The 25,151-nt window shown below is 58.7% G+C and carries 23 protein-coding genes; 12 read left to right on the forward strand and 11 right to left on the reverse strand.

What is annotated here, in order from left to right; genetic code table 11:
- Nucleotides 1–12 precede the first annotated feature (12 nt).
- Together choX and ACYZTS_RS07140 are read left to right on the forward strand one after the other, a co-directional pair.
- Complete coding sequence (gene choX / locus ACYZTS_RS07135; RefSeq protein WP_461994996.1) at nucleotides 13–933, forward strand: choline ABC transporter substrate-binding protein; 921 nt, start codon at nucleotides 13–15, stop codon at nucleotides 931–933.
- A 176-nt stretch (nucleotides 934–1,109) separates the two neighbouring features.
- Nucleotides 1,110–2,678, forward strand: a complete 1,569-nt coding sequence (locus tag ACYZTS_RS07140; RefSeq protein WP_461994998.1) for a SulP family inorganic anion transporter — start codon at nucleotides 1,110–1,112, stop codon at nucleotides 2,676–2,678.
- A 142-nt stretch (nucleotides 2,679–2,820) separates the two neighbouring features.
- Here the strand turns inward: ACYZTS_RS07140 and aroE are convergent, their stop codons facing one another.
- Nucleotides 2,821–3,642: a shikimate dehydrogenase gene (gene aroE, locus ACYZTS_RS07145; protein WP_461995000.1), complete on the reverse strand. Its 822-nt coding sequence runs from the start codon at nucleotides 3,640–3,642 to the stop codon at nucleotides 2,821–2,823.
- 13 nt (nucleotides 3,643–3,655) lie between these two features.
- Nucleotides 3,656–4,570 (reverse strand): oxygen-dependent coproporphyrinogen oxidase, encoded by a 915-nt coding sequence (hemF, locus tag ACYZTS_RS07150; protein WP_028620351.1) that lies wholly within the window; start codon nucleotides 4,568–4,570, stop codon nucleotides 3,656–3,658.
- Between the two features lie 154 nt (nucleotides 4,571–4,724).
- Between hemF and ACYZTS_RS07155 the strand changes: the two genes are divergently transcribed.
- On the forward strand, nucleotides 4,725–5,702 hold the full coding sequence (locus ACYZTS_RS07155) for an NADPH:quinone reductase (RefSeq protein ID WP_461995002.1): 978 nt from the start codon (nucleotides 4,725–4,727) through the stop codon (nucleotides 5,700–5,702).
- A 134-nt stretch (nucleotides 5,703–5,836) separates the two neighbouring features.
- On the opposite strand, the gene ACYZTS_RS07160 is transcribed toward ACYZTS_RS07155, so the two are convergent.
- The 3 genes from ACYZTS_RS07160 to ACYZTS_RS07170 form a co-directional block, all read right to left on the reverse strand.
- A complete protein-coding gene (locus ACYZTS_RS07160; RefSeq protein ID WP_028620349.1) occupies nucleotides 5,837–6,394 on the reverse strand; it encodes an L-threonylcarbamoyladenylate synthase type 1 TsaC in 558 nt (185 codons plus the stop codon).
- A 54-nt stretch (nucleotides 6,395–6,448) separates the two neighbouring features.
- Entirely contained in the window at nucleotides 6,449–7,549 is a 1,101-nt protein-coding gene (gene dprA, locus ACYZTS_RS07165) for a DNA-processing protein DprA (RefSeq protein WP_461995004.1), read from the reverse strand.
- A 79-nt stretch (nucleotides 7,550–7,628) separates the two neighbouring features.
- Nucleotides 7,629–8,654: a LysM peptidoglycan-binding domain-containing protein gene (locus tag ACYZTS_RS07170; RefSeq protein WP_461995006.1), complete on the reverse strand. Its 1,026-nt coding sequence runs from the start codon at nucleotides 8,652–8,654 to the stop codon at nucleotides 7,629–7,631.
- A 199-nt stretch (nucleotides 8,655–8,853) separates the two neighbouring features.
- On the opposite strand from ACYZTS_RS07170, the gene def reads away from it, so the two are divergent.
- From def to ACYZTS_RS07195, 5 genes are all read left to right on the forward strand, one after another.
- On the forward strand, nucleotides 8,854–9,360 hold the full coding sequence (gene def, locus ACYZTS_RS07175) for a peptide deformylase (RefSeq protein ID WP_028620346.1): 507 nt from the start codon (nucleotides 8,854–8,856) through the stop codon (nucleotides 9,358–9,360).
- Nucleotides 9,361–9,431: 71 nt separating this feature from the next.
- Complete coding sequence (gene fmt / locus ACYZTS_RS07180) at nucleotides 9,432–10,391, forward strand: methionyl-tRNA formyltransferase (protein WP_461995007.1); 960 nt, start codon at nucleotides 9,432–9,434, stop codon at nucleotides 10,389–10,391.
- Nucleotides 10,388–11,698, forward strand: coding sequence for a 16S rRNA (cytosine(967)-C(5))-methyltransferase RsmB (rsmB, locus tag ACYZTS_RS07185; RefSeq protein ID WP_461995009.1), 1,311 nt, complete (start codon nucleotides 10,388–10,390; stop codon nucleotides 11,696–11,698). Before fmt ends, rsmB begins: the two co-directional genes overlap by 4 nt.
- A gap of 21 nt (nucleotides 11,699–11,719) precedes the next feature.
- Nucleotides 11,720–13,093, forward strand: a complete 1,374-nt coding sequence (gene trkA / locus ACYZTS_RS07190; protein WP_461995011.1) for a Trk system potassium transporter TrkA — start codon at nucleotides 11,720–11,722, stop codon at nucleotides 13,091–13,093.
- A gap of 64 nt (nucleotides 13,094–13,157) precedes the next feature.
- A complete protein-coding gene (locus ACYZTS_RS07195; RefSeq protein WP_461995013.1) occupies nucleotides 13,158–13,466 on the forward strand; it encodes a tetratricopeptide repeat protein in 309 nt (102 codons plus the stop codon).
- 104 nt (nucleotides 13,467–13,570) lie between these two features.
- On the opposite strand, the gene ACYZTS_RS07200 is transcribed toward ACYZTS_RS07195, so the two are convergent.
- Both ACYZTS_RS07200 and tag read right to left on the reverse strand, forming a co-directional pair.
- Entirely contained in the window at nucleotides 13,571–14,458 is an 888-nt protein-coding gene (locus ACYZTS_RS07200; RefSeq protein WP_028620341.1) for a lysophospholipid acyltransferase, read from the reverse strand.
- Nucleotides 14,459–14,496: 38 nt separating this feature from the next.
- Nucleotides 14,497–15,054 (reverse strand): DNA-3-methyladenine glycosylase I, encoded by a 558-nt coding sequence (gene tag / locus ACYZTS_RS07205; RefSeq protein WP_461995016.1) that lies wholly within the window; start codon nucleotides 15,052–15,054, stop codon nucleotides 14,497–14,499.
- Nucleotides 15,055–15,135: 81 nt separating this feature from the next.
- Between tag and glyQ the strand changes: the two genes are divergently transcribed.
- The 4 genes from glyQ to ACYZTS_RS07225 all read left to right on the forward strand — a co-directional run bounded on the left by glyQ (nucleotide 15,136) and on the right by ACYZTS_RS07225 (nucleotide 19,543).
- Nucleotides 15,136–16,089, forward strand: coding sequence for a glycine--tRNA ligase subunit alpha (gene glyQ, locus ACYZTS_RS07210; RefSeq protein WP_008155694.1), 954 nt, complete (start codon nucleotides 15,136–15,138; stop codon nucleotides 16,087–16,089).
- The gene (gene glyS / locus ACYZTS_RS07215) at nucleotides 16,086–18,140 is read left to right on the forward strand and encodes a glycine--tRNA ligase subunit beta (protein ID WP_461995018.1); all 2,055 of its coding nucleotides are present in this window, start codon (nucleotides 16,086–16,088) and stop codon (nucleotides 18,138–18,140) included. The genes glyQ and glyS overlap by 4 nt, the downstream gene beginning before the upstream one ends.
- A gap of 6 nt (nucleotides 18,141–18,146) precedes the next feature.
- Nucleotides 18,147–18,680: a D-glycero-beta-D-manno-heptose 1,7-bisphosphate 7-phosphatase gene (gene gmhB / locus ACYZTS_RS07220; RefSeq protein ID WP_461995020.1), complete on the forward strand. Its 534-nt coding sequence runs from the start codon at nucleotides 18,147–18,149 to the stop codon at nucleotides 18,678–18,680.
- Nucleotides 18,681–18,763: 83 nt separating this feature from the next.
- Nucleotides 18,764–19,543: a lysophospholipid acyltransferase family protein gene (locus tag ACYZTS_RS07225; RefSeq protein WP_028620337.1), complete on the forward strand. Its 780-nt coding sequence runs from the start codon at nucleotides 18,764–18,766 to the stop codon at nucleotides 19,541–19,543.
- A 182-nt stretch (nucleotides 19,544–19,725) separates the two neighbouring features.
- Here the strand turns inward: ACYZTS_RS07225 and ACYZTS_RS07230 are convergent, their stop codons facing one another.
- The 4 genes from ACYZTS_RS07230 to dnaN form a co-directional block, all read right to left on the reverse strand.
- Nucleotides 19,726–20,244, reverse strand: coding sequence for an Hcp family type VI secretion system effector (locus ACYZTS_RS07230; RefSeq protein ID WP_461995022.1), 519 nt, complete (start codon nucleotides 20,242–20,244; stop codon nucleotides 19,726–19,728).
- Between the two features lie 247 nt (nucleotides 20,245–20,491).
- The gene (gene gyrB / locus ACYZTS_RS07235) at nucleotides 20,492–22,909 is read right to left on the reverse strand and encodes a DNA topoisomerase (ATP-hydrolyzing) subunit B (protein ID WP_461995024.1); all 2,418 of its coding nucleotides are present in this window, start codon (nucleotides 22,907–22,909) and stop codon (nucleotides 20,492–20,494) included.
- Nucleotides 22,910–22,914: 5 nt separating this feature from the next.
- Entirely contained in the window at nucleotides 22,915–24,018 is a 1,104-nt protein-coding gene (gene recF / locus ACYZTS_RS07240; protein ID WP_461995026.1) for a DNA replication/repair protein RecF, read from the reverse strand.
- A 20-nt stretch (nucleotides 24,019–24,038) separates the two neighbouring features.
- Nucleotides 24,039–25,142, reverse strand: a complete 1,104-nt coding sequence (dnaN, locus tag ACYZTS_RS07245; protein WP_028620333.1) for a DNA polymerase III subunit beta — start codon at nucleotides 25,140–25,142, stop codon at nucleotides 24,039–24,041.
- Nucleotides 25,143–25,151: the final 9 nt, after the last annotated feature.

Below are 25,151 nucleotides of genomic sequence, written 5' to 3' on the forward strand. Positions count from 1 at the left end.
AAGGGGAAGTCCATGCAAAAGTTATCCACAGTACTGACGGTCGGGCTACTGGCGCTCGGCAGCGCATCGGCATTTGCCGAGCAAAGCTGCGAGACGGTGAAGATGGCGGATCCTGGCTGGAGTGACATTGCCGCGACCAACGCCATCACCGGGTTTCTGCTGGACGGCATGGGCTACAAGGCCAAAGTCGACACGCTCGCCGTGCCGATTACCTTTGGCGGGCTCAAGGATGGTCAGGTGGATGTGTTCCTGGGTAACTGGATGCCAGCGCAGCAAGGCTTCTACGACAAGTTTGTCGCCACCGGCGATGTCACGCAGCTGGCGAAGAATCTGGACGGCACCGAATTCACCTTGGCGGTGCCGGATTATGTCTGGGACGCGGGTGTGCATAACTTTGCCGACCTGAACAAATTCGCTGACAAGTTCGACAAGAAGATCTACGGCATTGGCTCTGGCGCACCGGCGAATATCTCGCTGCAGGAAATCATCAAGAAGAATGACTTCGACATGGGTCAGTGGAAACTGGTCGAGTCCAGCGAGCAAGCCATGCTGGCCGAAGTCTCGCGTGCGGTGAAGAAGCAGAAATTCGTGACCTTCCTCGGCTGGACGCCGCACCCGATGAACGTGCAGTTGAAAATGCATTATCTGAAGGGCGGGGAGAAGTATTTCGGTGACACCGGCAGCGTCCACACGTTAACCCGCAAAGGTTATGCAGAGGCCTGCCCGAACGTCGGCAAACTGCTCACCAACCTGAGTTTCACTCAGGACATGGAGAACAGCATCATGGCTGAGGTGGTGAACAAGAAAGTCACCAATGCCCAGGCCGCCAAGGCGTGGATCAAGGCGAATCCGGCAGTGCTGGACAAGTGGCTGGATGGCGTGAAGACCATTGACGGGAAAGAGGCTTTGGCGGCGGTGAAAGCCAAACTCTGATTCACCTGAGAATCACCCTGTGATTCCTGTGGGAGCGAGCCTGCTCGCGATGGGCGTTAACGATAACGCCGGAAGCCTGGTGCCCTAAGGCGCCATCAGGTTTTTCGCAAGCAAGCTCGCACCTGCCATTATCTGCTCCTGTTACCCTTGCGCAAAACTCCAGCCTGAGAGGACCCATGGCCTTACCCAGCCGCCATTCACTGTTTCCATTCCTCAGGTGGATGCCACGGCAGACTCGCGCCAGTGTCGGTCGAGACCTGATCGTCGGCCTTAGCGGCGCGATCCTCGCGTTACCGCAATCCATTGCCTACGCCCTGATTGCCGGTCTTCCACCGGAATACGGCTTGTACGCAGCAATCGTTCCGGTACTGATTGCCTGCCTTTGGGGTTCATCGTGGCATCTGATCTGCGGTCCGACGGCAGCCATTTCGATTGTCCTGTACGCCAGCGTCAGCCCGTTGGCCGTGCCCGCCTCGCAGGACTACGTCACCTTGATACTGCTGCTGACCCTCCTGGCGGGCATTTTCCAGTGGCTACTCGGCCTGTTGCGTTTCGGCGCTCTGGTGAATTTCGTCTCACATTCGGTGGTGCTGGGCTTCACCCTCGGGGCGGCCGTGGTGATAGCTATCGGGCAAATGCCGAATCTGCTGGGGCTGGAGGTGCCGAACCAGGCCACCGCGCTGGACAGTTTCATGATGCTCTTTCATCACCTCGGTGAAGCAGACCAGCCCTCGCTGCTACTGGGCGTGGCAACGGTGGTGGTTGGCATGACGTTGAAAATGCTGCTGCCTCGCTGGCCGACCTTGTTGATAACGTTGGTTTTAAGCGGGCTGTTGGTGTGGCTGTGGCCTTCGATGTTCGGCCATGTGCACCTGGTCAGCGCCTTTGTCGGGCGCCTGCCGCCGTTCAGTCCGCTGCCGCTGGACCTTGACCTGATCCTGCGCCTGCTGCCCAGTGCCGTGGCCGTCGGCATGCTCGGGCTGGTGACCAGTCTGTCAATTGCCCGCTCGCTGTCCGCTCGTTCGCAACAGATGCTCGATGCGAATCAGGAAGTCCGCGCGCAGGGTTTATCGAACATCGTCGGCGCATTTTTTTCCGGCTCATTGTCCGCCGGCTCCTTCACGCGTTCGGGGCTGAGCTACGAAGCAGGGGCCTGTTCGCCGTTGGCCGGGGTTTTTTCCGCGTTGTGGGTCGCCCTGTTTGCGATATTCGGGGCGAAGCTGATCGCGCACATTCCGATCCCGGCCATGGCGGGCAGCATTCTGTTGATCGCTTGGGGATTGATTGATCATCGCGGCATCCGCGCCTTATGGCGGGTCAGTCGCGCCGAATTCGTGGTCATGGCACTGACCTGTATAGCCACGCTGCTGCTGGAATTGCAGACAGCGATCTACGCGGGTGTGCTGGCGTCGTTGTTTTTCTATCTGAAACGCACCTCGCAACCCCGGGTACAGCATTGGCGCAATGGTGATGAAGATGTCCTGCGCGTCGGCGGCTCGATCTTCTTCGGCGCCAGCCATTATCTGCAGGTGCGCCTGCAACGGATGCACGCCGAGCGCGTGGTGATCGAGGCGCAGCAGATCAACTTCATCGATTATTCGGGTGTGGAAATGCTGCATCAGGAAGCACGGCGATTGCGCAAGCAGGGTCGCAGCCTGACCTTGCGCGGCGCGCGGCCGCCGGTAATCGAGGAATTAAGAAAGCTGGAAGGCGCGGAGAAATGCCCGATCCGGTTTGAGGATTGAGAGCGACTTTGTAGGAGCCGGCTTGCCGGCGATCAGCGCCAACTCGGTCTGTCTGAATCACCGCGGCGTTTTCATCGCCAGCAAGCCGGCTCCTACGGAACTCATGCAGTTCTTATCGCCAGCAAGCCGGCTCCTACAAGATTTATGCGGCGAGCTGGCGGCGCAGTTCGGCCAGCACCGCCGCCGTGTCCGGGCGCACACCGCGCCACAGGAAGAAGGCTTCTGCCGCTTGCTCAGCGAGCATCCCCAAGCCATCCATCGCCACGGCGGCGCCATGCTGTGCCGTCCAACGGCAGAACGAAGTCGGCTCTTTGCCGTACATCATGTCGTAGCACACCGTCTCACCTGCCTGGATCAGGCTGCTGGCTATCGGCGGCACGTCACCGGTCAGGCTGGCAGAGGTTGCGTTGATGATCAGGTCGACCGGCTCCTGCAACCAATCGAAACCGCTGGCCGACACCGGCCCAAGGTCGGCGAACAACTCGGCCAGCAACTCGGCTTTTTCTACCGTGCGATTAGCGATAATTACCGAGGCAGGGCGCTCGGCCAGTAAAGATTCCAGCGCACCACGCACTGCGCCACCGGCACCCAGCAGCAGAATGCGTTTGCCGGTTAGGCTGAAACCGGCGTTGACCGTAAGGTCGCGCACCAGTCCGGCGCCGTCAGTGTTGTCACCCAGCAATGAGCCATCAGCGAGTTTGCTCAGGGTGTTCACTGCGCCGGCGCGTTGCGCCCGAGCGGTCAGGCTGTGCGCCAGACGATATGCCTGTTCCTTGAACGGCACCGTCACGTTTGCGCCACGACCTTCACGAAAAAATGCCAGGACGAAGTCGGAAAAGTCATCGAGAGGCACCAGGGAGGTGGTGTAATCCAGTTTCTCCCCGGTTTGCTCGGCGAACAAACGGTGGATCAATGGCGACTTGCTGTGGCCAATCGGGTTGCCGAAAACAACGTAACGGTCCATCGGTATTCCTCGTTCAGGCTTCGGCCAACCAGTCGCGGTCTTGCAGGAAATACTCGGTCAGGCGCGCTTCTTCGCTGCCGGGCTCGGCTTTCCAGTCGTAACCCCAGCGAACCTGCGGCGGCAGCGACATCAGGATCGACTCGGTACGCCCGCCCGATTGCAGGCCGAACAACGTGCCGCGGTCATAAACCAGGTTGAATTCGACGTAGCGGCCGCGGCGAAACTCTTGAAACTCGCGCTGTTTGGCGGTGAACGCGTCGTTCTTGCGGCGCTGCACGATCGGCAGATAAGCGTCGATGAAAGCGTCACCGATGGCGCGCATGAAGGCGAAACTGGTGTCGAAGTTCCATTCATTCAGGTCATCGAAAAACAGACCGCCGATGCCGCGCGGTTCGTGGCGATGCTTGATGTGGAAATAGCTGTCGCACCAGGCTTTGTAGCGCGAATACACATCCGGGCCGAACGGCGCGCAGGCCTGCTCGGCGACGCGGTGCCAGTGCACGCAATCTTCTTCAACGCCGTAATAAGGCGTCAGGTCGAAGCCGCCGCCGAACCACCAGACCGGTTCTTCACCCTCTTTCTCGGCGATGAAAAAGCGCACATTCGCGTGGGACGTAGGCACATGCGGGTTGTGCGGATGAATCACCAACGAAACGCCCAGCGCTTCAAAGCCGCGCCCGGCCAGTTCGGGTCGATGGGCGCTGGCGGACGGTGGGAGACCGCTGCCAAATACGTGGGAAAAGTTGACGCCGCCCTTTTCGATCAGCGCGCCGTTTTCCAGCACACGGGTGCGACCGCCACCGCCAGCCGGTCGGGTCCAGGCGTCTTCAACGAACTGCGTGCCGCCGTCTTCGGCTTCCAGCGCAGCGCAAATGCGATCTTGCAGGTCGAGCAGGTAGGCTTTCACGGCCTCGGTGCGGGTCGTCATGTCATCACCTTGAATCGGGCAAAGCTGCGCGACACTACTGCCGGCGGCAAATTGCTGCAGAGGATAACACTGCAGCCTGTTTCACCGCAGTTGACGAAGATCAAGCTTAGGAGTCCGATAGAGTACTTCGCAAAACCACCCAGGGAGAGTGTTGATGGCAAAGCGTATCCAGTTCCGCGCACACGGCGGCCCCGAAGTGCTCGAGTATGTCGATTACCAACCCGCCGAGCCCGCCCCGCAGCAGGTCCGCGTGAGTAACAAGGCCGTTGGCCTGAACTTCATCGACACGTATTACCGCAGCGGTCTCTATCCGCCGCCGGCGCTGCCGTCGGGACTGGGCGCGGAAGGCGCGGGCGTGGTGGACGCAGTGGGCAGCGAAGTGACCCGCTTCAAGGCCGGTGATCGCGTCGCTTATGGGAGCGGTCCGTTGGGCGCCTACAGCGATGTTCACGTTCTGCCGGAAGCCAATCTGGTGCACCTGCCAGACGCGATCAGCTTCGAGCAGGCCGCCGGGGTGATGCTTAAGGGCCTGACCGTGCAGTACCTGCTGCGTCAGACTTATGAACTCAAGGGTGGCGAAACGGTTCTGTTCCACGCCGCCGCTGGGGGTGTCGGTTCGCTGGCGTGCCAATGGGCCAAAGCCTTGGGGGTAAACCTGATCGGTACGGTCAGCTCGGCGGAAAAAGCTGCACTGGCCAAAGCCAATGGCGCCTGGGCGACCATTGATTACAGCCATGAAAACGTTGCACAACGCGTGCTGGAATTGACTGACGGCAAAAAAGTACCGGTGGTGTACGACGGCGTCGGCAAAGACACATGGCTGACGTCGCTCGACAGTGTTGCACCGCGTGGTCTGCTGGTGAGTTTCGGCAATGCGTCAGGCGCCGTTGACGGTGTGAACCTGGGGATTCTGGCAGCGAAAGGCTCGCTGTACGTCACTCGGCCGACCTTGGCAACCTACGCCAACAATGCCGAGAATCTGCAGCGCATGGCCGATGAGCTGTTCGAGATGATCAGCAGCGGCAAGTTGAAGGTGGATATCAGCCAGCGATACTCACTGGCGGAAGCGGCGAAGGCGCAGACCGAGTTGTCGGCGCGGCGCACGACGGGCTCGACCATCTTGTTGCCTTGAGATTTGGGGTGTCTACAAGGGCCTCTTCGCGAGCAAGCCCGCTCCCACCCTCGATTATTGTTGAACACAGAATCTGTGCTCACCGAAGATCTACTGTGGGAGCGGCCTTTCTCGCGAATGGGGCCACCTCGGTCTCAATCCGGGCGAATTACGTTCCCGGTCGCCAGATCGCGGATCACACTCGGGTTCTTGCGACCGCCCAGATTGCCGCCGAGCACCAAATCGATCTGCCCACGGAAATACTGTTCCACGCGAATTCGCGTGCGCGCCGCCGGCCGGCCTTGTGGATTTGCCGAGGTCGACACCAACGGCCCAACCACCGCGCACAAGTCGCGCACCAACGGATGATCGCTGACCCGTAACGCCACCGTTTCATGCACCCCGGTGATCCACTGCGGCAGCATATTCTGATGCGGCACCAGCCAGGTATTCGGCCCCGGCCAAGTGCTGGCCATGCGGTCCATCCACAACTCAGGGAAGTCGTCGAACAGGAAGTCGAACTGGCGAATGTTGTCGGCAACCAGAATCAGGCCTTTATCCACGGCCCGGCCCTTGATCAGCAACAGGCGTTCCACCGCTTCTTCATCCCATGGGTCGCAACCCAGGCCCCACACCGCTTCGGTTGGATAGGCAATCACCGCCCCTGCGCGAATGGCTTGCGCGGCTTGTTGCACACGCCAACTGTTGACCATGAAAAACTCTCCGGAATTAGGCTTTGCGCAGTTTACCGATCTTCCTCGTAAAACCTAGCTCACCCGCGCAAACCAGCGCCCGTTTTCACAGACGGCGCGGCCATCCATCTCCAGCTCGGTCAACGCCGCCAACACTTTTGGCAACGACCAACTGCTGCTGTCTGCCAACGCCTGACTCGTATGGGGTGCGGCATGCAACAGCTCAAGCAAAGGATGGCTGACTGTCGGCGCGTCAAGGCACAGCGGCAACTGCTGCCAGCCGCGCAAGGCCTCGAGGATATGCTCGATGGTTTCGACCAGCACCGCACCGTCGCGAATCAACTGGTGACACCCGCGAGCACCGGGATGATGGATCGATCCCGGAATCGCATACACCTCACGACCCTGTTCCGCCGCCAGCCTCGCCGTGATCAACGAGCCGCTGGCCACACTGGCCTCGACCACCAGTACACCCAGGGACAAACCGCTGATGATGCGGTTGCGCCGGGGAAAGTTGCTGGCGCTTGGCCCGGCGTCCAGCGGGAACTCGGAAAGCACTGCGCTACCGGACGCAATCATCGCGTCGGCCAGGCGCCGATTGCGCTGTGGATAAAACTTTTCAAGTCCCGTGCCAAGTACCCCTACCGTTTGCCCGCCAACGTCCAAAGCAGCCTGGTGCGCGGCGGCATCGATCCCCAGCGCGAGGCCGCTGGTAATGACAAAACCGGCGCTGGCAAGGCTGCGCGAAAAAGCCGCCGCCGTGTCCATGCCGGGACGCGATGCACTGCGGCTGCCCACCATTGCCAGTTGTGGTTTTTCCAGAATTCCGGGGTCACCGGCTACGAATACCAGCGGCGGCGCGTCGCTTATTTCCGCCAGCAACGCGGGGTAGTCCGGCTGGTCCCACATCAGTAAATGCTGGTCGAGACGCTCTAGCCAGGCCAAAGCGTGACTGGCACCGTCGCGGACTTCACTTGATCGCCTGGCCTCTGAACACGCCAGGGGCAAGCCCAAAGCACGCCAGGCGCTGGCAGGTGCAGCGATGGCGCTGGACGCTGAGCCGAAGGCTTCCAGCAGTTTCTTGAAACGCGCCGGACCCAGTTCCGGCAAACGATGCAGACGTAAACGGGCTTCCAGCTCCGCAGGGGAGACCGGTGCAAAAGCAGGCAGCGACATGGATCATCCTTGATCATTAAAAGCCCCGTTCCAACGGGAACAAGCTGTGGATAACTCTGTTGGTAACTTGTGAAGCTGGCTAAGGATTTCGCACCTTATCCAGCACTGCCAACGAGCGTGAAGCGTTCAATATCAAACCGTAACTGAGCTTGTCGTAGGTGCGAAAAACCATCAGCAGACCGGCGCGTTCATCGGGAATTTTCACCGGCTGACCGGTGATGCGGTCTCGCACGGTTTCGCCGGTTTTCATCACCACCAGCACGTTGCCCTCGGCGAGCCCGTCGCGCTGCCCCTTGTTCAGCGTGACCACGTCCAGCGCCCCGATCTGCGTTACGCCGCGCGGCACGTCAATGATCAGGCCGTCGATATCAGTCTTGGGCGCGCTGGGCATGAAGGTCGAATTGATCGAGCGTTCTTCACTGCTGAACAAGCGGTCGCCAAGCCGTACTTCCTGTGTGGTGCGCTGCAGCGCCAACGTCGCCACATCACCTTCGGTGGCAACGATTTCACCGCCGCCGATGTCGTCAGCGTTGATGCCGAGGAATTCCTTGGTCTGCGGGTCGGTGTAAACCTTGCCCTGGCGGAAGATGCCATAGACCGGTTGAGCCGGATCAAATTGACCGCGCGCAAAAATTCGATCACCGGTACCGCTGAGCACCCGTTCGGCATCGCCAGCGACGATGTAAGGCGCCTGATCGAAATCTTCGACCTTGTCGACGATGCGGTTGCTCAGCAGGAAGCTGTTGATCGACTTCAGCGGGATGCTCGGGATGGCATCGGCCACCGGCGAACTACGCACCCTCGGCGAAAGCTTGATCGTACCCCTGGAAGCCCCGCGACCCAGCGTCAGACGGGGCTGACCATTGACATAGACCAGCGTCAGCAAGTCGCCAGGGTAGATCAAATTGGGGTTTTCGATCTGTGGATTGACCTGCCACAGCTCCGGCCATTTCCACGGCTCACGGAGGAATTTTCCCGAAATGTCCCAGAGTGTGTCCCCGGTAACCACCGTGTATTGCTGTGGAAAACCTTCCCTGAGCTGCACTTGCCCATGCGCAAAACCGGCCAAAGCCAGAAGGAGCAGGGCGAGTAGTGATTTCCTCATGCGGTGAATCCCTTTATTATGTGCGTTCGCGTGAAACGCCAGAGCCTTCGTGGCTCGCTCCTGGCTTTTTTCAGGGAAGACTTTGCTGAAAAGGCTTCATGAAAGGAAGGGGGAGATTCGTTTCACAACGGTAGCCGGCATCTTCGGACCCGCCAGGCCATCGACCCGACTTTACCTCACACGTGCAGCAAATACGCTTATGGCCATTTTAGACATCCTCGAATTTCCCGACTCGCGTCTGCGCACTATCGCCAAACCTGTGGCCGTAGTGGACGACGAAGTGCGTCAGTTGGTCGATGATATGTTTGAAACAATGTATGAAGCGCCAGGCATCGGCCTCGCCGCGACCCAGGTCAACGTGCACAAACGTATCGTCGTGATGGACCTCTCCGAAGATCGCAGCGAGCCGCGGGTGTTCATCAACCCCGAGTTCGAAACGCTGACCGACGAGATGGAGCAATATCAGGAAGGCTGCCTCTCGGTACCGGGTTTCTACGAAAACGTCGACCGCCCGCAGAAGGTCAGGATCAAGGCGCTGGACCGCGACGGCAAGCCCTATGAAATGATCGCCGAAGGCCTGCTCGCCGTGTGCATCCAGCACGAATGCGATCACCTCAACGGCAAATTGTTCGTCGATTACCTGTCCAATCTCAAACGCGACCGAATCAAGAAAAAACTGGAAAAGCTCCACCGCCAGAACGCTTGATGCCCTCCTTTGCAAAGGCTTGCTGCGGCAAGCCTTTTTCTTTTGCGACTGCTTTGTAATAGAGAGTTTCCATGACTGAGCCACTGCGCATCGTTTTCGCCGGCACCCCGGAGTTCGCCGCCGAACACCTCAAGGCCCTGCTCGCCAGCCCTTACGAGATCGTCGCGGTCTACACCCAGCCGGACCGCCCGGCGGGCCGTGGGCAAAAGCTGATGCCAAGCCCGGTTAAACAACTCGCTCTGGAAAACAACCTTCCGGTCATGCAACCGCCCACGCTACGCAATGAAGACGCGCAAGCGGAGCTGGCTGCGCTGAAGCCGGATTTGCTGGTGGTGGTCGCCTACGGTCTGATCCTGCCGCAGGTGGTGCTGGATATTCCGCGCCTGGGTTGCATCAACAGTCACGCGTCGTTGTTGCCGCGTTGGCGCGGTGCAGCGCCGATCCAGCGTGCGGTCGAAGCGGGTGACGCTGAAAGTGGTGTCACCGTGATGTGCATGGAACTGGGCCTCGACACCGGGCCAATGCTGCTCAAAGTGGCCACGCCGATCAGCACTGAAGACACCGGCGGCAGTTTGCATGACCGTTTGGCCGAGATCGGTCCGCCCGCAGTGCTAGAAGCCATCGCCGGCCTCGCCGCCGGGACGCTGACAGGCGAAGTGCAGGACGACAGCCTCGCCACCTACGCACATAAATTGAACAAGGACGAAGCGCGCATCGACTGGAGTCGCCCGGCAGTTGAACTGGAGCGTCTGGTCCGCGCCTTTAACCCATGGCCGATCACCCACAGCACGCTCAACGGCGAAGCGTTGAAAGTGCTGGCCGCGAGCCTGGCTGAAGGGCAGGGCGCGCCGGGTGAAATCCTCGGCGCCAGCAAGGACGGCTTGATCGTCGCCTGCGGTGAGCAAGCGCTGTGCCTGACGCGCGTGCAACTGCCCGGTGGCAAGGCGTTGAATTTCAGCGATCTGTTCAACAGCCGTCGTGAGAAATTCGCAGTAGGCACTGTTCTTGGGCAAACGGCGGACGCTCGATGAACCCGCGTCTGGCTGCCGCCAAGGCACTGGCTGCTGTACTTAACGGAAAAGCCTCCCTCAACAGTTCGTTGCCCACGCAAATGGACAAGGTTGAAGACCGCGATCGCGGCTTCACTCAGGATCTGGCCTTCGGCACGGCCCGCTGGCAGCCGCGTTTGTCGGCGCTGGCGGCCAAGTTGCTGCAGAAACCCTTCAAGGCTGCGGACGCCGATGTCGAGGCGCTGCTGCTGGTCGGCCTGTACCAGTTGCTCTACACCCGTGTGCCGGCGCACGCCGCTATCGGCGAAACCGTCGGTTGTGCCGACAAGCTGAAAAAGCCGTGGGCCAAGGCGTTGCTCAACGCCGTGCTGCGTCGCGCCCAGCGTGAAAGCGAAACACTGCTCGCCGAACTGGAACACGACCCGGTGGTACGCACCGCCCACCCGCGCTGGCTGCAAAAATCCCTCAAGGCGTTCTGGCCTGAGCAGTGGGAAGCCATTTGTGCGGCGAACAATGCGCATCCGCCGATGATTCTGCGAGTCAACCGTCGACACCACGGTCGCGATGCCTATCTCGGCCTGCTGACTGACGCCGGCATTGCCGCCACGCCTTGCGTCTACAGTCCGGACGGCATCATTCTCGACGCCGCTGCCGACGTGCGCAGCCTGCCTGGTTTCGCCGAAGGCTGGATCAGCGTGCAGGACGAAGCGGCGCAGCTGGCCGCCGATCTGCTCGACCTCGCGCCGGGCCAGCTCGTCCTGGACGCTTGCTGCGCACCGGGCGGCAAGACCTGTCACATTCTGGAAGCCGAGCCTGCACTGGCCGGCGTCGTCGCCGTGGACCTGGAGGCCAAGCGTCTGGTGCGCGTGCGAGAAAACCTTGCACGGCTGCGCCTGAGCGCCGAACTGATCGCCGCCGACGGTCGCGACACCGCCTCCTGGTGGGACGGCAAGCCATTCCAACGCATCCTGCTCGACGCGCCGTGTTCGGCGACCGGCGTGATCCGCCGCCACCCGGACATCAAGTTGACCCGCCAACCGGACGACATCGCTGCGCTGGCGGTGTTGCAAGGCGAGTTGCTCGACGCGCTGTGGATAACACTGGAAGTCGGCGGCATCCTGCTCTACGCAACATGCTCCACATTGCCGACGGAAAACACCAAAGTCATCGAAGCCTTCCTGGCTCGCACTCCGGGTGCCCGGGACCTGGATCTCGCAACGACCGCCGGCATCAAGCAGCCGCACGGGCGCCAGTTGCTGGCCCAGGAAGGCGGCCATGACGGGTTTTATTACGCCAAGCTGATCAAGATCGCCGCCGCGCGCGGTTAACCGGTTTAAGGGAGTGAACGGATGAAAATCATCATCCTTGGCGCAGGGCAGGTCGGCGGTTCGCTGGCGGAACACTTGGCCAGCGAAGCGAACGACATCACCGTGGTCGATACGGACGGCGAACGCCTGCGCGACCTCGGTGATCGTCTCGACATCCGCACCGTGCAGGGGCGCGGCTCACTGCCGACGGTGCTGCGCCAGGCCGGCGCGGATGATGCCGACATGCTCGTGGCCGTGACCAACAGTGACGAGACCAACATGGTCGCGTGTCAGGTCGCCCATACCCTGTTTCACACGCCGACCAAGATCGCGCGGGTTCGCGAAGCCTCGTACCTCACGCGCTCCGAACTGTTCGACAACGAAGCGATACCGGTCGATGTGCTGATCAGCCCGGAACAGGTCGTGACCAATTACATCAAGCGCCTGATTCAGCACCCCGGTGCGCTGCAAGTGATCGATTTCGCCGAAGGCAAAGCGCAACTGGTGGCGGTGAAGGCGTATTACGGTGGACCGCTGGTGGGTCAGCAGTTGCGTCAATTGCGTGAGCACATGCCGAACGTCGAAACCCGCGTCGCCGCGATCTTCCGCCGTGACCGGCCGATTCTGCCCCAAGGCGATACGGTGATCGAAGCGGACGACGAAGTGTTCTTCATCGCCGCCAAAGCGAACATCCGAGCAGTGATGAGCGAAATGCGCCGCCTCGACGAAACCTATAAACGCATCGTCATCGCCGGCGGTGGACAGATTGGCGAGCGTCTGGCCGAAGCCATCGAAAGCCGTTATCAGGTGAAAATCATCGAGATGAACCCGGCACGCTGCCGTCACCTCTCGGACACCCTTGACAGCACCGTGGTGTTGCAGGGCAGTGCTTCTGACCGTGATTTGCTGATGGAAGAGAATATTGCCGACGCCGATATCTTCCTCGCGCTGACCAACGATGACGAAGCCAACATCATGTCGTCGCTGCTGGCCAAGCGCCTGGGCGCGAAGAAGGTGATGACGATCATCAACAACCCGGCCTATGTCGACCTGATTCAGGGCGGCGACATCGACATCGCCATCAGCCCGCAACTGGCGACCATCGGTACCTTGCTCGCACACGTGCGGCGCGGTGACATCGTCAGCGTGCACTCGTTGCGTCGCGGTGCGGCGGAAGCCATCGAGGCCATTGCCCATGGTGACGAAAAATCAAGCAAGGTGATTGGCAAGGCCATCGAGAACATCGGCCTGCCACCGGGCACCACGATTGGTGCAATCATCCGCGATGAAGAAGTGATCATTGCGCACGACAATACGGTGATCGCGGCGGGTGACCATGTGATTCTTTTCCTTGTGGATAAAAAGCATATTCGTGATGTGGAGAAATTGTTCCACGTGGGTTTGAGCTTTTTCTGATCTCGTAACCAGATCGTTGCCATGCTCAGCGTGGAAACGATCGCTGTCTGAAGAGAGGTGCAAAATGCTCGAATCCCTGGAAAAAATGCTCGCCAAGGGTGTGGATAACTCATTGCTGCGCTTCGGCCTTGGCAAGGGTTATCTAGATCTGGGGGACAATGCCAAGGCCGCCGAACACTTCCAGCGCTGCGTTGAGTTCGATCCCAAATATTCAGCGGCATGGAAGCTGTTGGGCAAAGCTCGTCTGGCACTGGCGGATTCTCCAGCGGCACGCGATGCATGGCAGAAAGGTCTGGAAGCCGCCCGCGCCCACGGCGACAAGCAGGCGGAAAAGGAAATGACAGTGTTTTTGAAGAAGCTCGATCGCCAGTAGAGCTTTTGTAGGAGCTGGCGCAGCCTGCGATCTTTAGTTCTTTTTAAATCAGAATCAAAAGATCGCAGGCTGCGCCAGCTCCTACTAAGTTATCCACAACCGGATCAGTACCAGCGTTCTTCACCCGGCGGACGTTTCTTGAAGCGCTTCATGCTCCACATGTACTGGCTCGGATAGGCCCGCACATAGCGCTCAACCACTTTGCTCATGGCCGCGCACGACGTTTCGGTATCGGTACTGTACATCGCGTCCGGCGCCGCTTCGAGAATCACTTTGTAGCCTGAACCGTCGGGCAGACGCAGCGCATGCAGAAACACACCCACCGCTTTACCGCCCGCCAGCATGTTCGGGACAAATTTGCTGGTCAGTGCCTGGGTCGCGAAGAACGGCACGAAGATGCCAGCCGATTCGGACGGCTCAGGGTCAGCGGGAATGCCCACCGCCCCCCCTTTGCGCACTTCCTTGATGACGCTGAGAATGCCTTCCTTGGTCGACGCCGCGACTTTGTTGCCTAGCTGCACGCGCTGCTTGCGCAACAAGTCATCCACCGCTTTCAACTTCGGTGGACGGTAAAAGATGATCGGTTTGCACTGACTGCAATAGAAGTGGTTCAACACCTCCCAATTGCCCAAGTGACTGGTGATGCCGACCACGCCTTTGCCGGAGGCGAGGGCCTCCTTCAACACGTCGAGGCCTTCGACTTCGCGCACCAGATCGATGGAACGTTGCGCTGGCCAGATCCACGCGCAGGCGCTCTCGGTCAGGGACTTGCCGATGTCTTTCAGGCTCTGACCGACCAGCCGTTCGCGCTCTGCCGGGTCCATTTCCGGAAAGCATTTGGAGAGATTGATCCGCACGACGTCGCGGGACCGATTCGGGGTTTTCCACATGACCCAGCCAATCGCCGAGCCCACGGCCTGCACTGCGCGCCAAGGCAGCAAGGCAAACAGCCGAAGAGCGCCAACCAGCAAGGCGCCTTTAAACTTTTCCACAGGTCACTCCTGATCTTGTGCTGTGCGAGGCGGCTATTCTAACCACCGTTCGCCAGCGCCGCGTAACGATCGCAATCCTGGGTGTGATCCATGACCATGCCCGATGCCTGCATCAACGCGTAACAAATGGTCGGACCGACGAACGTGAAACCGGCCTTTTTCAGGCCTTTGCTCATCTCCACGGCGACCGGCGTAACGGCCGGCACCTCGCTGCGATCCTTGAAGTGGTTGATCACTGTCTGGCCGCCGACGAACGACCAGAGGAATTTCACCGGGTCTTCCAGCGCCAGCCAGGCCTGCGCATTGCGCCGGGCCGCATTGAGTTTGAGCCGATTGCGGATGATTCCCGGATCGAGCATCAATTCTTCTATTTCCGCATCGCTCATCTGCGCCACGCGTTGTACGTCAAAGCCGAACAGCACCTGGCGATAACGCTCACGTTTACGCAGCACGGTGATCCAGGAAAGCCCGGCCTGGAACCCTTCGAGCAAAAGCAACTCGAACAAACCCTGCGCATCGCGTAGCGGCGTGCCCCACTCCTGATCGTGATAAGCCATGTACAGCGGATCTTCAGTGCACCAAAAGCAGCGTGGCATAAGGCTCCAGGGGGCGTGCGCAGGAACGAATCGGGTATACTCCCGCTCTTTAAATCGCAGCCCAAGAAACAGGTGAATTTCGTGAGCCAGCCTACGCCAGCCGTGCGTACCTTCCAAGACTTGATCCTCGCCCTCCAGCAATACTGGGCCGAGCAAGGTTGCGTGGTACTTCAGCCCTACGATATGGAAGTAGGCGCCGGCACTTTCCACACTGCCACGTTTCTGCGCGCCATTGGCCCGGAAACCTGGAACGCCGCTTATGTGCAGCCCAGTCGTCGCCCGACTGACGGCCGCTACGGCGAAAACCCGAACCGTCTGCAGCACTACTATCAGTTCCAGGTAGTCCTGAAGCCGAACCCGGACAACTTCCAGGAACTGTACCTGGGCTCGCTCAAGCACGTGGGCCTGGACCCATTGGTCCACGACATCCGCTTCGTCGAAGACAACTGGGAATCGCCGACACTGGGCGCCTGGGGTCTGGGCTGGGAAGTCTGGCTCAACGGCATGGAAGTGACGCAGTTCACCTACTTCCAGCAAGCAGGCGGCATCGAATGCTACCCGGTAACCGGCGAGATCACTTACGGTCTCGAGCGTCTGGCCATGTACCTGCAAGGTGTGGATTCGGTCTACGACCTGGTCTGGGCTGACGGCCCGATGGGCAAAGTGACCTACGGCGATGTGTTCCACCAGAACGAAGTGGAGCAGTCGACCTACAACTTCGAGCACGCCAACGTCGAGAAGCTGTTCGAACTGTTCGACTTCTACGAAAGCGAAGCCAAGCGCCTGATCGAACTCGACCAGCCATTGCCGCTGCCGAGCTACGAAATGGTCCTGAAGGCGTCCCATACCTTCAACCTGCTGGATGCGCGCCGGGCAATTTCCGTGACTGCGCGTCAGCAATACATCCTGCGCGTGCGCACCCTGGCGCGTTCCGTTGCGCAAGCCTACCTGCTGGCGCGCGCCAAGCTGGGCTTCCCGATGGCGACCCCGGACCTGCGTGATGAAGTACTGGCCAAGCTGGAGGCTGCACAATGAGTGCTCAAGATTTTCTGGTTGAACTGGGCACCGAAGAACTGCCACCCAAAGCCCTCAACACCCTGGCCGATGCGTTCCTTGCCGGGATCGACAAAGGCCTGCAGGCTGCCGGCCTGAACTACGAGACGAAAACCGTCTACGCCGCGCCTCGTCGTCTGGCTGTATTGATTACGGCGCTGGCCACTCAGCAGCCGGATCGCAGCATCAATCTCGATGGCCCGCCGCGTCAGGCCGCGTTCGATGCCGATGGCAATCCAACGCAAGCAGCCTTGGGCTTCGCCAAGAAATGCGGCGTCGACCTGAGCGAAATCGATCAGAGCGGACCGAAACTGCGTTACAGCCAGAGCATTGCCGGCAAGCCGACCGCGAGCCTGATGCCGACCATCGTCGAAGATTCCCTGAACGACCTGCCGATCCCCAAGCGCATGCGCTGGGGCGCGCGCAAGGAAGAGTTCGTCCGCCCGACTCAGTGGCTGGTCATGCTGCTGGGTGACCAGGTCATCGACTGCACAATCCTTGCGCAGAAGTCTGGTCGCGACTCCCGTGGTCACCGCTTCCATCATCCTGAAAGCGTGCGCATTACTTCGCCGGCCAATTACCTCAGCGACCTGCGTGCCGCCTACGTGCTGGCCGATGCCAGCGAGCGTCGCGCACTGATCAGCAAGCGCACTGAAGAACTGGCAACCCTGCAGGAAGGGACCGCGATCGTTCCGCCTGCGTTGCTGGATGAAGTGACCGCGCTGGTCGAATGGCCGGTGCCACTGGTGTGCTCGTTTGAGGAACGTTTCCTCGATGTGCCGCAAGAAGCGCTGATCACCACCATGCAGGACAATCAGAAGTATTTCTGCCTGCTGGATGCGGACGGCAAGTTGCTGCCTCGTTTCATTACCGTGGCCAACATCGAAAGCAAAGACCCGCAACAGATCATCGCGGGTAATGAGAAAGTGGTTCGCCCACGCCTCACCGATGCCGAGTTCTTCTTCAAGCAAGACAAGAAGCAGAAACTCGAAACCTTCAACCTGCGCCTGCAGAACGTGGTGTTCCAGGAAAAACTCGGCAGCGTCTACGACAAGGCCGAGCGCGTTTCCAGACTGGCCGCGTTCATCGCTCAGCGCATTGGTGGCAACGCCGCGTGGGCAACCCGCGCCGGCCTGCTCTCCAAGTGCGACCTGTCGACCGAAATGGTCGGCGAGTTCCCGGAGATGCAAGGCGTCGCCGGTTACTACTACGCCCTTAACGACGGCGAGCCGCAAGAAGTCGCGCTGGCGCTGAATGAGCAATACATGCCGCGCGGCGCCGGTGCCGAGCTGCCTACGACCTTGACCGGTGCCGCCGTGGCCATCGCCGACAAGCTCGACACGTTGGTGGGCATTTTCGGTATAGGCATGTTGCCTACCGGCAGCAAAGACCCGTATGCCCTGCGTCGTGCAGCGCTGGGGGTGTTGCGCATCCTGATCGACAAGAAGCTCGACCTCGACCTGAACGACGCCGTGGCATTTGCAGTGCAGGCGTTCGGTACCAAGGTGAAGTCGGCCGGCCTCAACGAGGCGGTGCTGGAATTCATCTTCGATCGTCTGCGCGCCCGTTACGAAGACGAGGGCGTCGATGTTGGCACCTATCTGTCGGTGCGTGCGTTGAAGCCCGGCTCTGCGCTGGACTTCGATCAGCGTGTGCAAGCGGTCGAAGCGTTCCGCAAGTTGCCGGAAGCCGCTGCGCTCGCCGCAGTCAACAAGCGGGTTTCGAACTTGTTGAGCAAGGTTGAGGGCAACGTTCCCGCCGTCGTGGAAGCCAAGTACTTCGACAACGCCAACGAGTTCTCCCTGTATTCGGCGATTCAACAGGCCGATCAAGCCGTGCAACCGATGGCGGCTGCGCGTCAGTACAGCGAGTCGTTAGCGCGCCTGGCTGCATTGCGCGAGCCGGTCGACGCGTTCTTCGAAGCGGTGATGGTCAACGCCGAAGATGCCAACGTCCGCGCCAATCGCTACGCGCTGCTGGCGCGTCTACGTGGCTTGTTCCTCGGCGTCGCCGATATTTCGCTGCTGGGGTGAGACTGTTTGAAACTGCTGATTCTCGATCGGGATGGAGTCATCAATTACGACTCCGACGCTTACATCAAGTCGGTGGAGGAGTGGAATCCGCTCCCCGGCTCGATCGAGGCCATCGCGCAGTTGAGCAAGGCCGGCTGGACGGTGGCTGTGGCGACCAACCAGTCGGGCATCGCGCGCGGTTACTACAATCTCGCGACCCTGGATGCCATGCACCAGCGTTTGCGTGCGCTGGTGGCGGAGCAGGGCGGTGAAGTCGGGCTGATCATCTACTGTCCGCATGGGCCGGACGACGGTTGCGATTGCCGCAAACCAAAACCGGGGATGCTGAAAACCATCGCCGCGCATTATGAAGTGCCGCTGAACGGTATCTGGTTCGTCGGCGATAGCCTTGGTGACCTGGAGGCTGCCAAAGCCGTCGATTCACAGCCAGTTTTAGTGAAGACCGGAAAAGGCGAAAAGACCATGGGCAAGACCCTTCCGGCAGGCACACTGATTTTTGATGATCTAGCGGCGATTGCCGCAGAACTTATCCACAATTAGAGCGTTTTCGAGATTCCTGACCAAGGATTGATCGGGATTGCGCTTTATATAGACGGGCAGAGCCCGCAACGGTAAACGTCACCATGTCGATACTGCAGGCCATCAGAACCTTCCTCTTTTACCTGCTGCTGGGCACCAGCTCTTTGCTCTGGTGCAGCCTGAGCTTTTTTATCGCGCCTTTTCTGCCATTCAAGGCGCGCTACCGTTTTATCAATGTTTACTGGTGCCGCTGTGCGCTGTGGCTGAGCAAGGTTTTCCTGGGCATCAGCTATGAGATCAAAGGCGCCGAAAATGTGCCTGACCGACCGTGCGTGATTCAGTCTAATCACCAGAGCACTTGGGAAACGTTTTTTCTTTCAGCTTACTTTCAGCCATTAAGCCAGGTGCTGAAGCGCTCGTTACTGTTTGTGCCGTTTTTCGGCTGGGCCATGGCGATGTTGCGGCCGATTGCTATTGATCGCGATAACCCGAAATCGGCGCTCAAGCATGTGGCGAAGAAGGGCGATGAATTGCTCAAGGACGGCGTCTGGGTGCTGATCTTTCCTGAGGGTACGCGTGTCCCGTACGGCACTGTTGGCAAGTTCTCTCGTGGTGGAACAGCGTTGGCCGTGAATGCCGACCTCCCCGTGCTGCCGATTGCGCACAATGCTGGCAAGTTTTGGCCTAAAAGTGGTTGGGCGAAGAAGCAGGGCGTGATCACTGTCATTATTGGCGAACCGATGTATGCCGAGGGTAGCGGTCCGCGGGCCATTGCTGCACTTAATGATCGGGTTCAGGCGTGGAATGAACAAATGCAGCGGGAGATGGGGTCGATACCGCCAATGCCTCAGGCTCCGGTATCGTCTGATCAAATCGCTGTCTGAAATTTGTGGATAACCTGTGTACTGTTCTGCCATAAAGCTGGATTAAATCACTGTAACTGCATGATATTAATACATATTTAAAGCGATCATAAAAAACCTGAAAAGGTGCATAAGTTTTTTTTAGATGTAAAAAAACCGGCTGATATAGCCGGTTTTTTTGTGTTTGCGATTGAGCTCTGGATTCAGATTTTAATCGGAGCGCGCCAGTCATCAGATCCGGACGTACCGCAGACTTCGTGAGTCCAAGTGATTTTTCGGTACGTGAAATATACGTCTTCGAGATGCGTGAAATGACCCATGTTCGGGTCCTGGCAATGCGGCATTCTGCATTGTACATCTACAATAACTGCGTCTTCGAGCTCAATGCTGTAGTAAAGCTCCTGGTTGCCCGTAGTAGCCGTTCGATACCAATCTATCCGGCAGACTTCCAACACTTCTCCACTTGTTAAAGCATTCAAAATTAACGGAGAAGCTTTATCGAAGACCTTAGAAATCATTAAGGGCTTATGCACACGTTGGCCGGTGGCTTGGCCGGATTGGGGGTCCCTGGGAATGATGATTTGATGGCTGAATGCCTGAACCATCACTTCATCTTCGTGGCCTTCTTGATAGATGTTCCCAATCGATTCGGCCGTAGATGCCCCTGCGGTGATCAATCCCTGCTTATAGCCACGGATTTGTATATAGGCCGGTGTTGGCATATCTCACTCCCTGTTCCATTTCCATTAAGACGACTCCCCACAGTCATGCGCGTGGGAGAAGGCTGTAGGATAAATAGCACCGGATATGCGGTATGTAGGTCCTTTCTGCCAAGCATGAGGGACACATCCCTTTCTGATACGGAACAAGCGGAAGCAGTCGTCCGCGATGAACATGAAATGCACTGATAGCGCTAAAAAAAAGGCCAGCGCAAATGCGCTGGCCTTTTTGTACTGCAGGTCGACCGGATCAGAAATCCAGGTTAGACACCGCCAGAGCATTGCTCTCGATGAAGTCACGACGAGGCTCGACCGCATCACCCATCAGGGTGTTGAAGATCTGGTCCGCGCCAATGGCGTCTTCGATAGTCACCTTGAGCATCCGGCGCTGGCTTGGGTCCATGGTGGTTTCCCACAGCTGATCCGGGTTCATTTCCCCCAGACCTTTGTAGCGCTGGATGGTGTGACGCTTGGTGCTTTCAGCCATCAGCCATTCAAGGGCTTCCTTGAACTCGGTGACCGGCTTCCTGCGCTCGCCACGCTGGATGTACGCGCCGTCGTCCAGCAAGGTGCTCAATTGAGCGCCCAGCGAGACTACGGTTTTGTAATCGTTGCTGCCGAAGAAATCGCGGTTGAAGGTGACGTAGTTGGACAGGCCGTGGGAGATCAGTTCGACCTCTGGCAGCCAGACGTTACGTTCACGGTCTTCGCGCAGGCTGGCTTTGTAAACCAAGCCGGACTTCTCGCCAGTGCGCAAACGCACTTCATACTTGGCCAACCAATCCTGCATGGCAGCATGATCGGACAGTTGTTCCATGCTGACCGCTGGCAGATAGATGAAGTGCTCGGTCAGCTCCTGTGGATAAAGACGCGACAAACGCTTGAGGGTCTTCATCACCAGACGGAAATCATTCACCAGACGCTCAAGCGCTTCGCCCGAGATACCCGGCGCGTCTTCGTTCAGGTGCAGGCTCGCATCCTCCAAAGCCGACTGCGTCATGTACTCTTCCATGGCGTCGTCGTCTTTGATGTATTGCTCTTGCTTGCCTTTCTTGACCTTGTACAGCGGCGGTTGAGCGATGTAGATGTAACCGCGCTCGATCAGCTCCGGTAGCTGACGGAAGAAGAAGGTCAGCAACAAGGTGCGGATGTGCGAACCGTCTACGTCAGCATCGGTCATGATAATGATGTTGTGATAACGCAGCTTATCGATGTTGTATTCGTCACGACCAATGCCACAGCCCAGTGCGGTGATCAAGGTGCCCACTTCCTGCGAAGAGATCATCTTGTCGAAACGCGCTTTCTCGACGTTGAGGATCTTGCCCTTCAGCGGCAGGATGGCTTGGGTGCGACGGTTACGTCCCTGCTTGGCGGAGCCGCCAGCAGAGTCACCTTCCACGAGGTAGAGTTCGGAGAGGGCAGGGTCCTTTTCCTGGCAGTCCGCCAGTTTGCCCGGCAGGCCGGCGATATCCAGCGCGCCTTTACGGCGAGTCATCTCACGGGCTTTACGCGCTGCTTCACGCGCACGTGCCGCATCAATCATCTTACCGACGACCAGTTTGGCTTCGTTCGGGTTCTCCAGCAGGAAGTCGGAGAAGTACTTGCCCATCTCCTGTTCCACCGCGGTCTTCACTTCGGAAGACACTAGCTTGTCTTTGGTCTGGGAGCTGAACTTCGGATCCGGCACCTTCACCGAGATAATCGCGGTCAAACCTTCCCGTGCATCGTCACCGGTGGTCGCGACTTTGTGCTTCTTCGCCAGGCCTTCAGCTTCGATGTAGGTATTGAGGTTACGCGTCAGTGCCGAACGGAATCCCACTAAATGAGTGCCGCCGTCGCGCTGCGGGATGTTGTTGGTGAAGCACAACAGGTTCTCGTTGAAGCTGTCGTTCCACTGCAGAGCGATTTCTACGCCGATGCCGTCTTCACGCTGGATATTGAAGTGGAACACCTGGTTCACAGCAGTCTTGTTGGTGTTCAGGTACTCAACAAACGCACGCAGACCGCCTTCGTACTTGAACAGCTCTTCCTTGCCGCTGCGCTCGTCCTTGAGGACGATGCCGACACCGGAGTTGAGGAAGGACAGTTCACGGATCCGCTTCGCCAGGATGTCCCAGCTGAAATGGATGTTTTTGAAGGTTTGATCGGACGGCTTGAAGTGGATCTGGGTACCAGTGGTTTCGCTCTCGCCAACGATTTTCATTGGCTCTTGTGGAACACCGTGGACGTAAGTCTGCTCCCAGATCTTGCCGCTGCGGCGGACAGTCAGGATCAGCTCCTCGGACAGCGCGTTAACCACCGAAACACCTACACCGTGCAGACCGCCGGATACTTTGTAGGAGTTGTCATCGAACTTACCGCCGGCGTGCAGCACGGTCATGATGACCTCGGCTGCAGAAACGCCTTCTTCTTTGTGCACGTCTACCGGGATGCCACGACCGTTGTCGCGAACGGTGATGGACTCGTCAGGGTGGATGATGATGCTGATGTCGTCGCAATGGCCAGCCAATGCTTCGTCAATCGAGTTATCAACCACCTCGAATACCATGTGGTGGAGACCGCTGCCATCGTCGGTGTCACCAATGTACATACCGGGACGTTTGCGTACGGCATCCAGGCCTTTCAGCACTTTAATGCTCGTTGAGTCGTACGTATTTTCTTCGCTCAATGCCTTCACTCCCGATGGTCGTGGGTCTGGGTGATACGGCCCTGTTCCACGTGGAACAAAGCGACTGGCGTTTCCGTCTGCCAGCCTTCCCTCAGTAATTCATGATCTACACAGGTGATAAACACCTGGCAGCGTAAGTCTTCCAACAAGCGACAAAGTGCGCGACGGTGGTGCTCGTCCAATTCGGAAGGCAAGTCATCCACCAGATAAATACACTGCCCGCGACGGGCTTGACTGACCAGATGCCCTTGGGCGATCCGCAAAGCACAAACCACCAGCTTCTGCTGACCACGGGACAATATGTCCGCTGCGTTGTGTGCACCCAATCGAAGGCGCAAATCAGCTCGTTGCGGTCCTGCCTGGGTATGACCCATTTGCTGATCCCGTTGAAAAGACCCGGCAAGTACTGCACTCAACTCACGGTCTTTGTCCCAACCTCGGTAATAGCTGAGCGTCAAACCTTGAAGCTCAACCAGTTCGCTCAAGGTCTGTTCAAAGACTGGTTTCAAGGCTTTGATATAGGCGCGGCGATATTCATCAATTTCAGCGCTGGCCTGGCACAGTTCTCTGTCCCAAACCGCTTGCGAAACGGCGTCAAGTGTACCATGCCGCAGCCAAGAGTTTCTCTGGCGCAGGGCCTTCTGCAAGCGTTGCCAAGTCGACATGAAACGCGGTTCCACGTGGAACACACCCCAGTCGAGAAACTGCCGGCGAATCTTCGGTGCACCTTCAAGCAGGCGGAAGCTGTCAGGGTTGATCAACTGCAGCGGAAGAATCTCAGCCAGTTGAGCCGCGCTGCGTGCGTTCTGCCCATCAATGCGAATCTGAAATTCACCTTGGCGATCGCGTGAGATCCCCAACGCACTGTGCCCACCCTCGGCCAGCTCTACCTGGCCAAACACCGTGCACGCCAACTGCTCGTACTGAATGACTGGCAACAGACGGCTGCTACGAAACGAACGGGCAAGCCCCAACAGGTGAATGGCTTCCAACACACTGGTTTTACCGCTGCCGTTAGCGCCGTAAAGAATATTGATTCGGGGGGAGGGGGAGAAGGTCACCGGGTGCAGATTGCGCACCGCGGTGACCGAGACGCGACTTAAGGACATCTAGCTTCTGCTGAGCATGATTACAGACGCATCGGCATGACAACGTATGCCGAGTCGTCATTATCCGACTCTTGCACCAGCGCACTGCTGTTGGAGTCGGACAAAATCAGGCGCACCTGTTCAGTAGTCATCACACCCAGCACGTCGAGCAGGTAGCTCACGTTAAAACCGATTTCGAGGTTGCCGCCGTTGTACTCAACGCCAACCTCTTCTTCGGCTTCTTCCTGCTCCGGGTTATTGGCCTGGATCTTCAACTGACCATTGGCCAGCTGCAGACGGATACCGCGGTACTTCTCGTTGGACAGAATAGCGGTACGACTAAACGCTTCGCGCAATGCCTGACGGTCGCCCAATACCAGCTTGTCGCCACCTTTGGGCAGCACGCGCTCGTAATCCGGGAATTTACCGTCGACCAGTTTCGAGGTGAAGGTGAACTCGCCAGTAGTCGCACGGATGTGGTGTTGACCAAGGACGATGCTGACAATGCCGTCCGGTTCGGTCAGCAGACGCGCCAACTCAAGAATACCCTTGCGCGGCACGATCACCTGATGGCGATCCGGTTGACCAATGTCTGCCTGCATCGAGCACATCGCCAGACGGTGACCGTCGGTTGCCACAGCGCGGATGATGCCCGCCGAGACTTCCAGCAACATGCCGTTCAGGTAATAACGAACGTCCTGTTGGGCCATGGCGAAGCTGGTGCGCTCGATCAGACGGCGTAGCTTGCTCTGCTCCAGGCTGCAGGTCAGAGAGCCCGGGCCTTCTTCTACCGTCGGGAAATCGTCGGCCGGCAAGGTCGAAAGGGTAAAGCGGCTGCGGCCGGCCTTCACCACGAGTTTTTGCTCGTCGACCTTGATGTCGATCAGTGCATCGTTCGGCAAGCTTTTGCAGATATCCATCAGCTTGCGCGCGGGTACAGTAATCGAACCTGGATCGGCAGGCTCGTCGAGCTGCACACGACCCACCAGCTCGACTTCCAGATCGGTACCGGTCAGCGACAGTTGCTGGCCTTCGACAACCAGCAGCACGTTGGAGAGCACCGGCAAGGTCTGTCGGCGTTCGACAACGCCTGCGACCAGTTGCAGAGGTTTCAACAGGGCTTCGCGTTGAATGGTGAAATGCATGGTCTAGTC

It is taken from the genome of Pseudomonas sp. TMB3-21 (assembly GCF_054898145.1).